10 protein-coding genes are annotated in these 15,406 nt (G+C 67.8%); 1 reads left to right on the top strand and 9 read right to left on the bottom strand.

The window, feature by feature from the left end; translation table 11 throughout:
• Positions 1-110: 110 nt before the first annotated feature.
• The 9 genes from ARTB_RS04065 to ARTB_RS04105 all read right to left on the bottom strand — a co-directional run bounded on the left by ARTB_RS04065 (position 111) and on the right by ARTB_RS04105 (position 13,718).
• A complete protein-coding gene (locus tag ARTB_RS04065; protein WP_243177816.1) occupies positions 111-1,124 on the bottom strand; it encodes an alpha/beta hydrolase fold domain-containing protein in 1,014 nt (337 codons plus the stop codon).
• Positions 1,121-3,817, bottom strand: a complete 2,697-nt coding sequence (locus ARTB_RS04070; RefSeq protein ID WP_243177817.1) for a glycoside hydrolase family 78 protein — start codon at positions 3,815-3,817, stop codon at positions 1,121-1,123. Before ARTB_RS04070 ends, ARTB_RS04065 begins: the two co-directional genes overlap by 4 nt.
• Before the next feature lie 166 nt (positions 3,818-3,983).
• Positions 3,984-4,343: a VOC family protein gene (locus ARTB_RS04075; RefSeq protein WP_243177818.1), complete on the bottom strand. Its 360-nt coding sequence runs from the start codon at positions 4,341-4,343 to the stop codon at positions 3,984-3,986.
• 34 nt (positions 4,344-4,377) lie between these two features.
• Positions 4,378-5,367 (bottom strand): alpha/beta hydrolase, encoded by a 990-nt coding sequence (locus tag ARTB_RS04080; RefSeq protein ID WP_243177819.1) that lies wholly within the window; start codon positions 5,365-5,367, stop codon positions 4,378-4,380.
• Entirely contained in the window at positions 5,364-8,033 is a 2,670-nt protein-coding gene (locus ARTB_RS04085) for an alpha-L-rhamnosidase (RefSeq protein ID WP_243177820.1), read from the bottom strand. Before ARTB_RS04085 ends, ARTB_RS04080 begins: the two co-directional genes overlap by 4 nt.
• A 66-nt stretch (positions 8,034-8,099) precedes the next feature.
• Positions 8,100-9,107 carry an oligopeptide/dipeptide ABC transporter ATP-binding protein gene (locus ARTB_RS04090; RefSeq protein WP_243177821.1) on the bottom strand — a complete coding sequence of 336 codons (1,008 nt, stop codon included), beginning with the start codon at positions 9,105-9,107 and terminating at the stop codon, positions 8,100-8,102.
• The gene (locus tag ARTB_RS04095; RefSeq protein WP_243177822.1) at positions 9,104-11,149 is read right to left on the bottom strand and encodes a dipeptide/oligopeptide/nickel ABC transporter permease/ATP-binding protein; all 2,046 of its coding nucleotides are present in this window, start codon (positions 11,147-11,149) and stop codon (positions 9,104-9,106) included. The genes ARTB_RS04090 and ARTB_RS04095 overlap by 4 nt, the downstream gene beginning before the upstream one ends.
• The gene (locus ARTB_RS04100; protein WP_308197214.1) at positions 11,146-12,099 is read right to left on the bottom strand and encodes an ABC transporter permease; all 954 of its coding nucleotides are present in this window, start codon (positions 12,097-12,099) and stop codon (positions 11,146-11,148) included. The genes ARTB_RS04095 and ARTB_RS04100 overlap by 4 nt, the downstream gene beginning before the upstream one ends.
• Positions 12,100-12,164: 65 nt before the next feature.
• Positions 12,165-13,718 (bottom strand): ABC transporter substrate-binding protein, encoded by a 1,554-nt coding sequence (locus ARTB_RS04105; RefSeq protein WP_243177824.1) that lies wholly within the window; start codon positions 13,716-13,718, stop codon positions 12,165-12,167.
• Positions 13,719-14,092: 374 nt separating this feature from the next.
• On the opposite strand from ARTB_RS04105, the gene ARTB_RS04110 reads away from it, so the two are divergent.
• Positions 14,093-15,346, top strand: a complete 1,254-nt coding sequence (locus tag ARTB_RS04110; RefSeq protein WP_243177825.1) for a glycoside hydrolase family 1 protein — start codon at positions 14,093-14,095, stop codon at positions 15,344-15,346.
• The last annotated feature ends 60 nt before the right edge of the window (positions 15,347-15,406 follow it).

Consider the following 15,406-nt stretch of genomic DNA (forward strand, 5'->3'; position numbering starts at 1 on the left):
CGACTCCATCCGTTTTCCTGCGCCGCTTGGCTTGTGCACGGGTTCCGTGATGCCCGGCGTCTCCCCTAAGACTGTCGGATCACCGGACCGGCGCAAACCGCGGATTTCAATCATTGAAAGGGCTTTGCCGAGGCCAGTTCCGCCGCAAGGAATGCCAGCCCCTGCTGCACGATCCCCAGCGCCGCCGAGTGGTTGAGGTACCCGTGCGTCGCCCCCGCTTCCAGCCGGAAGGACACCTGGACGCCGGCCGCGCGGAGCGATTCCCGGAAGAGCTCAGCCGACGGACGCAGGTCATCGTATTCGCAGGCGATGACCGCCACCGGGGGGAGCCCCGAAGGATCGGCACGGCCGGGCAGGGCATACGAGGACGCCATCCCGGCGGGGCCGCCGATGTAGTTCTCCACCATTGCCTGGCAGTCGTCCTCGGTGAAGCGCAGGATCCGCGGCAGGCTGGAAAGCACCCTGCCGTCGGACACCGCGGCCGGCTTCAGAGGGGGAAGCGCGGCGTGCAGGAACGGGTACGCCAGCAGCAGCTTGGCGGGCAGTGCGAGTCCGGCGTCCTTGAGATACATGGCGGCGCCGACGGCGAGGTTCCCGCCGGCGCTGGCCCCGCCAAGGCACAGGTTTCCCGGGGCCACGCCAAGGCCCTCGGCGTGGGCTGCCGCCCAGATCCACGCCGCGAGCGCGTCTTCGTGCGGGACCGGGAAGTGGACGCCGTCGCCGGCCAGCCGGTAGTCGACGGAGAACACCAGGCCGCCGGTCCGGTCAGCTAGTTCCCGGGCGACCTGGTCGGCCTCCCGCATGTCCAGCGTCCCTCCGGCGAACCCGCCGCCATGCAGCCACACCAGGCCGGGCAGGGCGGCCCCGGACGCATTCCCCGCCGCGGAACCCCGGTCACCGTCCAGCCGAAGGATGCCGGGGCCGTAGATCCGGATGGGCACGGGTCCGTTGGGCCCCGGCGCCTCCACCGAGCGGATCGGTACGGCAGGGGCCGTGTAGGGCAGATCCGCGCCGCTGAACGCCGCCAGCCGCTGCATCCCGGCAGGATCGGCGAGGAGATCGGCGAAGGAGCCGGCTTCAGCCACGTGGTGCATGAGGCCGGCCAGCTCCACATCCAGGCTCATGGCTGAAACACCGGCTCGCGGGCGCCCTCGGTTGCGGCTTCAGGAACTGCACAGCTGAACGAATGCGTCCCGGAACCGACCTCGACGCCGGTGGTCCCGCCGTCGGGCAGGTACACCGCGGCGGTACAGCCGGCCGGGACCGACACGGACAGCAAGAACACGTCGCCGTCCAGCTCCCACCGGACCACAGCCTCGCCGTAAGGGGTCTCGTGCCGGGCAGCGGCCCACGCCAGCCCCCCGCCGGGCCTAGGCCGGATGGCGAGTTTCCGATACCCGGGTTCAGCTGGTGCCAAGCCGGCCACAGTGCGGTGCATCCAATCGGCCACGGCACCCAGGGCGTAATGGTTGAAAGAAGTCATTTCGCCCTCATTGATGCTGCCGTCCGGGAGCATGGAGTCCCAGCGTTCCCAAATAGTGGTGGCGCCCATTGTCACGGGGTACAGCCATGACGGGCACTCGGTCTGGAGGAGCAGGCGGTATGCCGCCGTCGTGTGGCCTTCATCGCTGAGCGCGTCGCAGACCAGCGGAGTTCCCACGAACCCGGTGGCGATGCGGTAGCCGTCGGCTTCCACGATGTCGGCCAACCGGGCGGCCGCGGCAGGGTGTTCGGCCGGTTCGAGGAGTCCGAAGCGCAGTGCCACCGCGTAGGCCGTCTGCGTGGACGGCCGGAGCCGGCCTTCGTCATTAAGGTAGCGTTCCCGGAACACCGCCCGGGACCGGGCGGACAGCTCGCGCAACCGTTCCGATTCCGTGTCGTGGCCCAGCAGTCCGGCAGCCTCGCCCGCCACCGACCCCGAGTAAGCCAGGTAGGCCTGTGCCACGAGCTGCCAGGGGGTGCGGGCGTCGCCGGGCGAGTCCGGCGGTGCGGCCGGGTCCAGCCAGTCGCCGAACTGGAAGCCGTGCTCAAAGCGCAGCTCCGGGCCGGCGGCCTGGGCCGCGGCTTCCAGCCAGGCGATCATTCCCGGCAGCTGCCGGCGGAGGTACTCGAGGTCCCCCGTCCGCTGGTACAGCACCCAGGGAACAAGCACGGCTGCATCACCCCACGCGGCCATCACCGGGCGGTCCGGGAATGGCGGCTTTTCGGCCACCACTTCCGGGACCACCAGCGGCGGCGGCCCGTCAGTCCCCTGCTCTGCGGCGAGGTCCTTGAGCCAGGACGTGGTGAAGCCGGGGATCCGGTACAGGAAGGACGCGGTGGCGGCGAAGATCTGGAAGTCGCCGGTCCAGCCGAGGCGCTCGTTGCGCTGCGGGCAGTCCGTGGGCACGTCGACAAAGTTCCCCCGCATCCCCCACACCACGTTCGAGTGGAGCTGGTTCAGCATCGGATCGGAGCATTCGAACGTGCCCGTTCGCCGCAGGTCCGAGTGGATCACGACGGCGGTGAACGCGTCCGGATCCACAACACCTGGCCAGCCGCTCACCTCCACGTAGCGGAACCCGTGGATGGTGAACTCCGGCTCCCAGCTCTCGCCGCCCGAATCGCCTCGCACGATGTAGCGGTCGGTCTGCTTGGCGACGCGCAGCGGCCTGACGCCGAGTTCGCCGTGCTCCAGAACCTCGGCGTGCCGCAGCACCACCTCGGTGCCGGCCGCACCGCTCACATTGAAACGCACCCGGCCCACCAGGTTCTGGCCAAAGTCCAGAATGGTCTTTCCGGACGGCGTTCCCAGCACGGCTTTGACCGGCAACTCGTCGGTGGCCCGGACGGGCGGACCGTCGGGTGCGACCAGGACTGCAGGATCGAAGCCGTCAACTACGACGGCGGGCTGAAGCAAGTCGGGGCCCGCGCCGGTCTCCGCTCCGGTCTCAGCCCAGCCACGGCTCCGGAGCCGCGCATCGAACGTTTCGCCGTCGTACAGGTCTGCCGACAGCACCGGCCCCCGCCCCGCCAGCCACGACGCATCCGAGCCAATCACGCTCACTGCCCCGCCGCCGTCGGTCATTTCCAGCTGGGCGATCACGGCGGTGCGGTTGCCGTACGTGTTGCGCTTCTCCTGGAAGCCCAGATTGCCGCGCCACCAGCCGTCCGCGAACTCAAGGCCGATCACGTTCGTGCCTGGCCGGAGATACTCAGTGACGTCGTAGCTCTGGTAGCGCAGGCGGTGGTGGTAGCTGGTCCAGCCCGGGGTCAGGATGTCCCGGCCCACGCGGCGGCCGTTGATGTGCGCCACGTAGACGCCGTGGGCGCTGGCGTAGAGCCGGGCGGACGCCACGGGCCCGGCCACTTCGAACGTCCGGCTCAGGCGCGCTGCCGGCTCGTTGGCGTCGCTGGCCTCGTCCCAGGCCGGGCGGATCATGGCTGCCTGCCAATCGGACGCGTTCAGTAATCCCGCCTCTACGTAGGCAACGGGGCTCCATTCGGAGGGCGCGCCGCCGCCGTTGCCCCAGACACGGACGCGGACGGCGACGCGCTGGCGGCTCTCCAGCGGCGGTGCGGGCCAGGGCTGCAGGAGCTGCTCCCTGGTCTCGGTGCGGCCGTAGCTTGTCAGGCCGGCCTCATCGGGGCCGAGCTGGAGTTCGTAGGCGGCCTGGACCCACCCGGTCCCGTCGGTGGTGACCTGCCAGGAGAGCCTGGGGCGGTCTTCGCCGATGCCGAAGGGCTCCTCGTGGTGTTCGAATCGGACGGCGGAGGGAACGGCGGTCCCCGCGCGGGCGTGGTCCTGGGACGGGAAACGAAGGGTGTTGGGAGTCAACGTCGGCTCGATTCATCAGTTGGAGGAAGCTCTAGGGCTTTCCCCAGCGTCCCGGGAACGGCAATGCGCCCGCTAGCGAAGTTTCATTGACTGGAAACCCTGTGCATGGAGTGCCTTGTTGGGCCTACCCGGCGGCTGCCGACGCCAACCGGGCGTGGCGAGTTGTTTAGTCCACGCAGAGGCAGAAGGGGTGGCTGGCCGGGTCGAGGAATACCCGGAAGCTGGTGCCCGGCTGCGAGTCGGCCTTGGTGGCCCCCAGCTCGACGGCGACCTTTTCGCCTTCATCCAGGTCCTGCACCATCAGGTCCAGGTGCATTTGCTGTGGCACTTCCTGGCCAGGCCATTCCGGGGCACGGTAGCCGTCCACCTGCTGGAACGAAATGCAGTTACTGCCGTCGTCAGGGCGGATTTCGGCCCAGTCACCGTCGACCTTCACCTGCCAGCCCAGCAGGGCGCCGTAAAAACCCGCGAGGACCGCGGCGTCGGGGCAATCAATGACGAGACCTGGGAAGCGTGCGATAGGCATAGCGGAATGCTACCGCCGGAAATTGAGCTTGTCGCTAAAGCTCGTGGGCGAAATATGCCACCGCTGAGCCGAGGATCCGGTCCAGCTGGCCTTCGGCGCCGAAAAAGCAGTGGTCACCGCCCCGGATGGTGATGAGTTCGTTGCGGACGTTCGCGTCATCGAGCGCGGCGGCGAGCAGTTGGCTTTGGGAGAGCGGAACCAGGCCGTCGCTGTCGCCGTGGACCAGCAGGAACGGCGGCGCGTCCGCGGTGACGTAGCCCAGCGGACTCGCTGCGGCCAGCAGGGCGGCGTCGGCGGTGCCGCCCACCAGCATGGGGCCGGGCTCGAGGGTCATGCCGTCCGGCACCGCCGCGCTCAACGGCCCGGTCATCATGCCCGGGGGAATGTTCATGGCCGGCATGTCCGGCAGCGAGGACACCCCGTAGAAGTCGATGACGGCGCTCACGGCGCTGGAGTGCCCTTGGACTCCGAGGCCACCCTCGAGGTCCTTCCTGGCGCCAGTCAGTCCCAGCAAGGCGGCAAGATGCCCGCCGGCCGACTCGCCCCACGCGCCGATCCGTCCGGCGTCGATCCCCAACATGTCTGCGTGTTCGCGGAGGTACCGGACGGCGGCCTTGAGGTCGTGCAGCTGCGCCGGCAACGGCGCCTCCAGGGCATGGCGGTAGTCCACGGTGGCGCACGCGATACCGGCTTCGTTCAGCAGGCGGAACACTGAGTCCGGGGCGAAGGTAGGCGGCAGCTCGCGGCGGTCTCCCAGCTGGAACGCGCCGCCGTGGATCCAGACAACCAGCGGCACCGGCGTCCCGGCAGCGTTGCGGGGCAGCCAGATATCCATGGCGAGCCGGCGGAAGCCGATAGCGATCGCGTAGCTGACTTCGCGGTGGACGGCAGAGTTTTCCGACACGACTTCGGCCGCGCCCGGGGGCAGGAACGCCGGGAAGGCCGGGGCCGGCAGCCCGGCCGGTGCCGCCTGACCTGTTTCGACGGGGGTGGTTTCCGTGGCTGTGGCTGCGTCCGGGGTCATGATGCACTCCTTGCAAGTTGGGGCTGGTGGTCATTGCCGCCGGCAGGGGCGGTGAAGGTATGGGTTCCGGGCCCGACGACGGCGTTCGGCCGGCCGGTGAGGCGGACTTCCGCTGTGGTGCCGGGCGGGACGGTCGCAATGAGGGTGATCTCGCCGTCGTCAATTGCCCAGCTGACCTCGATGGGGCCCTGCGGGCCCCGGTGCGACGTGGCCGCGGAGGTGATCCCGGCGCCGGGGCGGGGCTCGATGATGATCCGTTTGTAGGCCGCGTTCCCGGGTGCCTGGCGCAGGCCCGCCGTGTAGCGGTGCAGGAACGAGATCACGGCGCCCTTGCTGTAGTGGTTCAGCGACTGGCGCGTTGTTCCGTCCGCGCCTCTTCCGTCCCAGGCTTCCCACATGGTGGTGGCACCGCGGTCCACCATCACCAGCCAGGAGGGTTCGGAGTCCTGCATGAGCAGTTCATAGGCGAGGTCCGGCTGTCCGTTATCGGCGAGCACAGGCAGCAGGTAGGGGGTGGCCAGGAAGCCGGTGCCCAGGTGCGTGCCGGCGTCGCGAACGAGCGTGACCAAATGCTTGACCACCGCCGGCCGGCCGCCGTCCGGAACCAGGTCAAAGGCCAGCGCGCGCACGCAGTTGGCCTGCGTGCCACCGTCGACTGTTCCGTCGGCCCGCAGGTATTCCCGCTGCCACGCGCGGCGGACGTTACCGGAGAGCTCCCCAAGTTCCCGGGCTTTGTCCCCCTTGCCCAGGACGGCGGCAATCCTGGCCATGATGGCGGAGGAGTGCCGGTAGTAGGCGGTGGCCACGATGCCGTTGTCGGCAGACCGAGAGGCGAATAGGTCCGGCGCCGGGCCACCCGGTTCCATCCATTCCCCGAAATGGAAGCCGGTGTCCCAGAGATACTGCTCATGCGGGGCCGGCATGGCGTGGGCCTCTGCCCTGGCCGGGTGCCGGTTGCCCTCCGCGGCGCTGCGGATGAAGCCGAGCCAGCGTTCCATCGCCTCCCAGTTCTGTTCCAGGATGCCGGTGTCACCGGTGGCGAGATGGATCTCCCAAGGCACCATGACCACCGCATCCCCCCACCCTGAGGACCCATTCGTAAAGGCCATGAATTCGGCACTGGTTACCTCCGGTCCCGGCGAGGGAGAGATGTTGACCACCACTCCGTTGTCCCACTGATCGGTCCTCACGTCCCTGAGCCACTTCGCCGTAAAACCTGCCACGTCGAAGAGGTAGGCGGCGGTGGGTACAAACAGCTGCCAGTCGCCGGTCCAGCCTGCCTTTTCCCGCTGCGGGCAGTCGGTGGGAACTTCACAAGCGTTGCCGCGGAAGCTCCACTCCACAATGTCGTGCAGCCTGTTGAGCCGGTCGTCGCTGCAGTTGAAAGTCCCCAGGCGTTCCAGCTGGGTCTGGACCATGCAGCCCACGATGTCCGCCGGTTCCAGGTCTGCGTCCAGGCCCTGCACGGCGACGTACTGGAAGCCATGGGTGGTGTGGCGCGGCTCGAAGACCTCGCCCGGGGCGCCAGATGCCACCACGGAATCCACCTGTCCGGCGCCGAGGAACTGCCCCGGATTGCGGAAATCGTGGGGACGGAGGTGTTCCTGGGTGACGTCGCCGTCAGCGCCCAGGGCTTCGCCGTACACCATCGTGACAGTCTTCCCTGGGGCGCCAAGCCGGCTCAGGCGGATCCAGCCGTTGATGTTCTGGCCCAGGTCCACGATCTGGTTGCCGTTGGCCAGTCGCGTGATGGATACCGGGCTGAGTTCTTCCACGATGCGCGTGGGGGGCGCCACGGGGCCGGTGAGGGTGGTGAAGCTGCCGTCGCGGAGGACTGCGTGCCCGGTTGCCCCGTGGCCGCGGCGGAAATCTACTCGCTGGCCGGCCATGAGATCGGCGCTGACGATCTCCGTCGCGGAAACGTCCCACGAGCCGTCGGTGCCGACGACTGTCCGTTGTCCGCCGGACTCCAGCTCCAGCTGAGCCAGGAAGGCCGTCTGCGGTCCGTACATGTCGGCGTCGCGTGTGTACCCGAACGTGCCGCGGTACCAGCCGTCGGTGAGGACGGCCCGGACGGTGTTGGTACCGGGCCGGAGCATGCGGGCGATATCAAAGGCCTGGACCTGGAGCGTGCTGTGGTAACTCGTCGAGCCCGGTGTGAGCTGTTGGTCCCCCACCCGCACGCCGTTGATGAAGAGCTCGTAGATGCCGTGGGCTGTGGCGTAGCAGCGCGACTTTGCGGGGGCTGCGTCCAGCGTGAAGGTTTTTGACAGAGCATGTCCGGGACGCTCCCCCGGTTCCGGAACCGCCGGTTCGTCGGGGCCGATCCACTGCGCGGTCCAATCCTCCGGGTGCAGCAGGCCCAGTTCCACGGCCATCGGCTCGGACCAGGCGGACAGAACTTCGGTGCCGTCAGAGGCCACGTTCCAGGTCCGGACCGTCCAGTCGAAGCGGTCCCGGGAGCCGAGGGCGGGGCCGCCGTACGGCACGAAGCCGTGCGTGCCGCCGTCCACCCGGCCGGTGTCCCAGCCATTGCTGGCTGCCAGCTGGTAGGCAACCTGCCGGACCGTGCCCTGCGGCGGCGTCCAGCTGAATCCAGACAGCGTATTGGTGATCCCGAAGGATTCGCTGAGGTGGTCCGTCCGAAGGTGCGTGGGGTGGTTCATGCGGGGAAGCTCCCTGAAGTTGGGCTCAACTTGTTTGAGGCGGACCTGACGCTGGGCTGCGCGGGGTCAGGCGTAGTGGCAGGCGACGTCGGCGGCGCCCACCCGCCGAAGGGCCGGACGCTCGGCGGTGCAGAGTTCTGTGGCGAGCGGGCACCGCTGGCTGAAGGGACAGCCTCCCGGCGACCCCGCCACTGCAGCGGCCGTGCGGACGCCAAGGGATTCGCGCAGCATCCTCCGCTCGGCCTGTTCCGCGGGCCTCGGCACGGGCGAAGCAGCCACGAGGGCCTGGGTGAACGGATGCTTGGGCGACTCCGTGACGGCTGCCGCCGGCCCGCTTTCCATCACCTGGCCGCGGTAGAGGACGACAACGCGCTGCGCCAGGAACTGGACCACCGAGATGTCGTGGGCGATGAACAGGTAGCTCAGGCCAAGCTCGTCGCGGAGGTCGGCCAGGAGGTTGAGCACCTGGGCCTGGGTGGAGAGATCCAGGGCACTGACCGCCTCATCGCACACCACGAGCTTCGGTTCGCAGATCAGGGCACGGGCGACGGCGATCCGCTGGCGCTGGCCGCCGGAGAACTGGCTGGGGTAGCGGTCCACGGCCTCACGGGGCAGCCCCACGCGTTCGAGCATGGCTTCGGCTTTTTCGCGCGCCACTGCGGCCGTAACCCCGCGGATCCGCAGCGGCTCCGCCAGCGAAGCACCGATGCTCTGGCGCGGGTTCAGCGAGGAGTTGGGGTCCTGGAAGACCGCCCGCAGTTCACCGCCGAGGGCGCGGCGCTCTGCAGCACCGGCATAGGTGATGTCCTTGCCCTGGTAGCTGATGGTGCCGCCGGCGCTCTTCTGGAGGCCAAGGATCGCCTTGCCGATGGTGGATTTTCCGGAGCCGGATTCCCCCACCAGGCCTACGGTCTCGCCGGGACGGATGGAGAAGCTGACGCCGTCCACCGCTGCCGGGGCTGCTGCAGCTTTCCGGCCGCGGCCGTACCGGACCAGCAGGTCCTTGACCTCCAGCATGGGCTGCTCCGGCGCAACTGGCGCCGTGTCCTGCCGTTCTGCCGTCTCGATGCTCATGCCAGGTCCTTTTCGACGATTTTCAGTACTCGGTGAGTGGGCACTTCGGTGGCAAGCCATTCCAGGCCCTCCACCGCCAGTTCGTCCGCCTTGACGCAGCGGACCACTCCGTCTTCGGAGCCGGAAGGCAGCAGCGGCACCGGGGCGGCGCACGCGGAGCCGGCGAACTGGCAGCGCGCCATGAAGCGGCAGCCCGTGGGCCAGTCCTTTGGCTGCGGAACCTGGCCGCTGATGGTGGCCAGCCGTTCAGGCATGTCCGCCGCGGTGTTGGCGTGCGGGTCGGCGGCCAGAAGCGCCAAGGTGTAAGGGTGGCGGGGGTTGTCGAGAATATTGGCGGTCCCGCCGCTTTCCACCACCTGGCCGGCGTACATCACGGCGACGTTGTCGCAGATGTCCGCCACGACGCCGAGGTCGTGGGTGACCATCACCACGGACATCCCGGTGTCCTTCACCAGGGAGCGCAGCAGCGAGAGGATTTCGGCCTGCACGGTGACGTCCAGCGCTGTGGTGGGTTCGTCGGCCACCAGCAGCCTGGGCCGGCCGGACAGTGCCAGGGCGATGGCGACGCGCTGGGCCATGCCGCCGCTGATCTGGTGCGGGTAGGTCTTGAGGATGCGTTTGGCGTCCACAATGCCCACCTTTTCGAGCAAGCTGAGGGCTTCGGCATGTGCCTCGGCCTTGCCCACCTTCCGCAGCCGGCGGATGGCCGCGGTGAGCTGGTAGCCCACGGTGAACATGGGATCCAGGGCCCGCATGGGTTCCTGCGAGATCAGGGCGATGTCCCGGCCGCGGATGCCTTCCATCTCGCGCTCCGTGGCGGCGGCCAGGTTCTTGCCATTCCACAGGATCTGGCCGCCGGTGGCGGAGACCCCGGCGGGCAGCAGGCCCAGCAGCGATAGCGCGGTCATGGTCTTTCCGCAGCCGGATTCCCCCACCAGGCCCAACACGGTTCCCGGCCCGACGTCGAACGAGACGTCCGTGACCAGCGGAGTCCCGCCGTCGACCCCTACAGAGAGTCCGCGGACGCTCAGGTGGCCTTTGGCCGGGATGGCTCCCGCCTCGGCCACCGAGGCCGCGGCGCCCGCTGCAACAGAACGCTGGCCGCGCGCCGCTGCCGACGGCAGGTGCGAGACGCCAGTGTTCGGCGCCTTCCCCAGGGCGCTGCCGATCGCGTTGGCGGCCAGGACGGTCAGGGCAAGGACCGCACCGGTGGGAACCATCAGCCACGGGGCGTCGTAGACGTGCTGGGAAGCGCCCTGGATCATGCCGCCCCAGCTGGGTTGCGGGATGGGCGGGCCGAAGCCGATGAACGCCAGGCCGGCCTGGATCAGCATGCCGACAGCGAAGATGAGGGCGGACTGGACCACGATGGTGTTGGTCAGTCCGGGCAAAACGTGGCGGAGGCTGATCCCCAGGGTGCTGACGCCGTCCACCTTGGCCGCGTCCACGTACAGCTGGGACTGGAGCGACTTGGCCTGGCCCAGCATGACGCGGTAGATGCCGGCGGAAATGAGGACGCCCAAGATGGCCATGATCAGCGGGATGTTGGTTCCCACGGCACCGATAACTGCCAGGATGATGACGGTGCCGGGCAGCGACATCATGACCTCGGTGACGCGGCTGATCCCTCCTTCCGTCTGGCCTCTGCCGGCGGCCACCATGGCCAGGGCGGTTCCGAGCACGACGCCGACAATCACCGTGATCAGTGAGGTTCCCAGGGTGCCTGCGGCGGCAGCGAAGATGCGGCTGAGGAGGTCCCGGCCGAGTTCGTCGGTGCCGAGCCAGTGCGCGGCGGTGGGACCGGACAGGACAGCGGTGAAGTCCTGGTCCTCCGTTTTGTAGGGTAGCCACCACTGGGCAGTCAGCGAGGCAACCACCAGGGCTGCCAGCCATACGACGCCGGCCACGCCGCCGGGCGAGGCGAAGAGCCGGCTTGCGGAAATTTTGCTGAAGGCGGCCCGCTGGCCGGACTTGGGCTGCACAGCTGCGGCAGCCGTGGCTGGCGCACTGTCGGCAGGAGCGGGGGCGACGTTGGGGATCATGAGGCACGCAACTTCGGGTCGAGGAACTTGGTGGCGAGTTCCAGCACGAGATTCACGGCCACCACCACGACGGTGGCGATGACCACCACGCCCTGGACGGCGGGAGCGTCGTGGGTGCTGACGGAGGTCTGGACGGCCTGGCCCAGGCCGGGCATGGCGAAGAGCTGCTCCGCGATGACGGAGCCGCCGAACAGGCCGATGAACTGCAGCGCGATGCCGGCCACGATGGGGAGGCTGGCGTAGCGCAGGGCGTGGATGTAGAGGATTTTCCAGGTCGGTGTGGCCGTGGCACGCAGCGTCCGGATGTGCTCCTGCTGCAACGCCTCAAGCATCGAGGCCCTGGTCTGGCGGGCGATGAAGGCCGCGCCGCCTACGGCAAGCGTGATGACAGGAAGGGCCAGGGACATGCCCCAGTCCTGCGGTGAGACTTCGAACGGCACGTAGCCGGTGGCGGGAAAGACCGAGGACTGCACGGCGAACAGGTACACAAAGATGATGCCGATCCAGAAGGCAGGCAGGGCCACGGCCAGGCCGCAGATCCCGCCCACGATCCGGTCCACCAGGCCACCGCGGACCGCCGCGCTCACGCCCAGGCCGATCCCGAGGATCGCGCTCAGGACGGTGGCGCCAGCCGCGAGTGATGCCGTCACCGGAAGCCTGTTGCCCAGGTCCGCGCTAACCGAGCGGCCATCGATCAGGGACGTGCCGAGGTTGCCCTGGACGGCGTCGCCGAGCCAGCGGAAGAACTGGGCGAGGAGAGGATCGTTCCAGCCGAGCCGCCCGTTGACCTCGTCAATCGCTTCTTGGGAGGCACCGGCGCCGAGCGACACAGCGCCGGGGCTGCCGGGCATCGCGTGCACCAGCAGGAATGCCAGTACCGCGACCACCAGCACGGTGGCCAGCGCCATCAGCAGACGCTTGGTGATGAATAGTGCCATGGTGACCTCCATCGGTCAGGACCTGCCGGACGGCTGCCCGTTCCAGAGTCGGGGTGGCCGTCCGGCAGGTTCGGTGATCAGCTAGCCGGTGCGTAGGACGAGAGAAGCGGGTAGGCGTTCGAACCTGCGAACTTCACCTGCTGAACCTTCTTGGTGTTGTAACCCTGGTTGGTGAGTGACTCATAGAGCGGGATCATCCAGCCGGATTCCACCAGGCGGGTGTTGAGCTTGGTGAGGGCGGTCTTCTTGGCGGCGTCGTCCTTCGCGGCCGCGGCTTCGCCCGTAGCCGCAGTCAACTGCTCATCGGAGGCTTTCTGCACATTGGTGAAACCGTTCAGGACCACCCCGTACATCAGCCCCACCGGGTTGTCCCAGCCGAGTGCGGCGTAGCCGAGGGGCGTGGTCGCGACTGCCGCGAAGGCTTCATCGGTGGAGGACGCCATCTTAATGTTCATCTTGATTCCGACGGCGGCCAGATCCTTCTGGACGGCCTGCAGGTCCGTCTGGGTTTCAGCGCTGCCAACAATGGTGAACTCGAAGCCGTTGGCGTAGCCGGCCTCGGCCAGCAGGCTCTTGGCCTTCGCCGGGTCGTAGGCGAACTTGGTGTTCAGCTCATGGGTGAAGCCTGCGGAATCCTTGGGAAGTGCATTCCAGGCCGCGATGTCACCCTTGTGCAGTGCATCCACCAGTGACTGGCGGTTGATGGCGAACTGGAACGCCTGACGGACTTTCTCGCTGGCGAAGGCTGGAGCGGTCTTTCCGGTCTTGTCGAAGGAAACCATGGTGTGCAGCGTTCCACCGATCTGGGACACGCCGAGGCCCTTGGACTTTGCGAAGTCCACTGTGGGGGAAGTGAGCATGGCGACATCGGCCTGGCCGGAGACGAGAGCGTTGGCGCGCGCCTGGGGATCCTGGATGACGCTGAAGGTGATCTTCTGGTAGGCGTAGTTTGCGGCGTCGGCATTCTTGCCGTTCTTCACCATGACGTACTTGTTGCCCTTAACCGTGGAGGGGTCGAGCGTGTAGGGACCGGAGCCGTCCGGGGTTTTGGCGAGGCTGGCCGTATCGGCAACACCGCTCTTGCCGACAACCATGCCCATGGTGGAGGCGAGGTTCTTTTCGAACCCTGGCTGCGGCTTGGCGAACTTGATGGCCACCTGCGTGGGACTGACAACACTCACCGAAGTGATTTCCTGGGCTCCGCCCTTGGCGATTGCGGAGTAGGCGCTGAGTGCGGGGTCGCTGCGGCGGTCCAGGTTTGCCTTCACCAGAGCCGCATCCAGGGTAGCGCCGTCCGTGAAGATGACGCCTTCCTTGAGGGTCAGCGTAAGGACCGTGTTGTCCGCGCTGTAGCTGAACTCCTTGGCCAAGCCCGGCCCAACGGAACCGTCCGGTTGCAGGGTCATGAGGTTTTCGTAGAGGCCTTCAAAAAACTGCCGCTGCGCGTCGGCGACACGCAGCGGATCGAAGCCGAAGGAAGCGCTGTCGCTGTCGACGGCGATGGTCAATGTGTCTTTGTTGACGGCGGTTGCCGCCTGGGTCCCGCCGCCACAGGCGGTGAGCGAACTCATGAGAAGCGCCCCGGCCAGAACGGCCGCGCTCCGTCGTGCGGTGGAGTTCAGAAGTTTCATGTAGTGCGCCTTCGCATTCTTTCTCAGCAAACGGGGGTCAACATCCGTGGGGAGCCTGGCGGCCTGTATACCGATCGTCCGTGACCAGCTTCCGGGCCGTTGCGCCGGTGCCCCTCTCGTCAGATGGGTCTCGGCGACCGGCTCACTCAAGGATCACGGCGACGCCTCAAACGGAAACACGAGAATGTCATTGATTGGAAAAGTATTGTGGTGAGGGTCACTCCGGACGGGTCTCGAATGGACGCGCAATGTCCGCGGGACCAGCGATGAGTCTTTCAACCAATGAAAACGGCCGCCCTCCCCTGGCATTGACCGCGGAGGATGGACAGTCAGCCCATGCACAGTCGCTTGGCGCTCAGATCGAAAGGAACCAGATGACCGACTCTTTTGCCTTCCCGCACGATTTCCTGTGGGGCCTCGCCACGGCAGCCCACCAGGTCGAGGGAAACAATGTCAACAGTGACTGCTGGTTCCTGGAGAGGCTCCCCGGAACGATCTTCGCCGAACCGTCCGGGGACGCCGTCGACCACTACCACCGGTACCGCGAGGACATTGCCCTGATCGCCGGCCTGGGGTTCACGAGTTACCGCTTCTCCTTGGAGTGGGCCCGCATCGAGCCCGAGGAAGGCTACTTCTCGGTGGCGGAACTCAACCATTACCGCCGCGTGCTGGAGGCCTGCCATGAGCACGGGCTCATCCCGGTAGTCACCTTCCATCACTTCACGTCACCCAGGTGGCTCCTGGCGGCCGGCGGCTGGGAGGACCCGCAGACCCCCGAACGGTTCGCCCGCTACTGCGACCGGGCCATGAGGCACCTCGGCGATCTCATCGGCGTCGCCTGCACCCTCAACGAGCCCAACCTCCCGTGGCTCCTCAAGGAACTTGGCCTGGGCGGCGAGGCCCCCGAACGCAGGGCAGAGGTGCCGCTGTGGGCGGCCGCGGCAGACCGGCTCGGGATCGACGCAAGCCGCGTGGCACCCTTCCAGTTCACGGTCTCCGAGGCTGGCTTCGACATCAAGCTTGCTGCACACCGGCAGGGCCGGGCCGCCATCAAGGCGATCCGGCCGGAGCTCCCGGTCGGGTGGACCCTGGCCAACACCGACATCCAGGCAGCCGAAGGCGGCCAGGACCGGGCGGACAGGATCCGTCGAGAGGTCAACGAACGCTTCCTCGTGGCGTCCCGCGACGACGACTTCGTGGGGATCCAGACGTACGGCCGGACGGTCTTCGGTCCGGACGGGGTGATGCCGGCCCCCGAGGGAGCCGCGACGAACCAGATGGGCGAGGAAATTTACCCCGAGGCCCTCGAAGCGACCATTCGGGAGGCAGCCAGCGTCGCCGGCATCCCTGTCATCGTCACGGAGAACGGCCTGGCGACCGACGACGACTCTCAGCGACTGGCCTACCTCCGCACGGCGGTCGCCGGCGTGGCGTCCTGCCTGGCCGACGGCATCGATGTCCGCGGCTACATCGCCTGGACAGCCTTCGACAACTTCGAGTGGATCTTTGGCTACGGTCCGAAGTTTGGACTCATCGCGGTGGACCGGGCCACGCAGGAACGGACCCCGAAGGAGAGTGCCAAGTTCCTCGGCAGCCTTGCCGGGACGAGGGTGACTGCGTCCGTTTGAACCAGCGCCGGCGCAGTCGACGCCCCACCCCAACAGTGCCGCAGCCATGGAGTACCGGCT

Origin of the sequence: Arthrobacter humicola, assembly GCF_022803015.1 — a bacterium.
Taxonomy (GTDB): Bacteria; Actinomycetota; Actinomycetes; order Actinomycetales; family Micrococcaceae; genus Arthrobacter; species Arthrobacter humicola_A.

Coding starts and splice junctions, on each gene's coding strand:
- ARTB_RS04100 (WP_308197214.1), bottom strand. CDS start 12,099: ATGGAGGTCACCATGGCACTATTCATCACCAAGCGTCTGCTGATGGCG.
- ARTB_RS04110 (WP_243177825.1), top strand. CDS start 14,093: ATGACCGACTCTTTTGCCTTCCCGCACGATTTCCTGTGGGGCCTCGCC.
- ARTB_RS04095 (WP_243177822.1), bottom strand. CDS start 11,149: ATGATCCCCAACGTCGCCCCCGCTCCTGCCGACAGTGCGCCAGCCACG.
- ARTB_RS04080 (WP_243177819.1), bottom strand. CDS start 5,367: ATGACCCCGGACGCAGCCACAGCCACGGAAACCACCCCCGTCGAAACA.
- ARTB_RS04075 (WP_243177818.1), bottom strand. CDS start 4,343: ATGCCTATCGCACGCTTCCCAGGTCTCGTCATTGATTGCCCCGACGCC.
- ARTB_RS04090 (WP_243177821.1), bottom strand. CDS start 9,107: ATGAGCATCGAGACGGCAGAACGGCAGGACACGGCGCCAGTTGCGCCG.
- ARTB_RS04105 (WP_243177824.1), bottom strand. CDS start 13,718: ATGAAACTTCTGAACTCCACCGCACGACGGAGCGCGGCCGTTCTGGCC.
- ARTB_RS04065 (WP_243177816.1), bottom strand. CDS start 1,124: ATGAGCCTGGATGTGGAGCTGGCCGGCCTCATGCACCACGTGGCTGAA.
- ARTB_RS04085 (WP_243177820.1), bottom strand. CDS start 8,033: ATGAACCACCCCACGCACCTTCGGACGGACCACCTCAGCGAATCCTTC.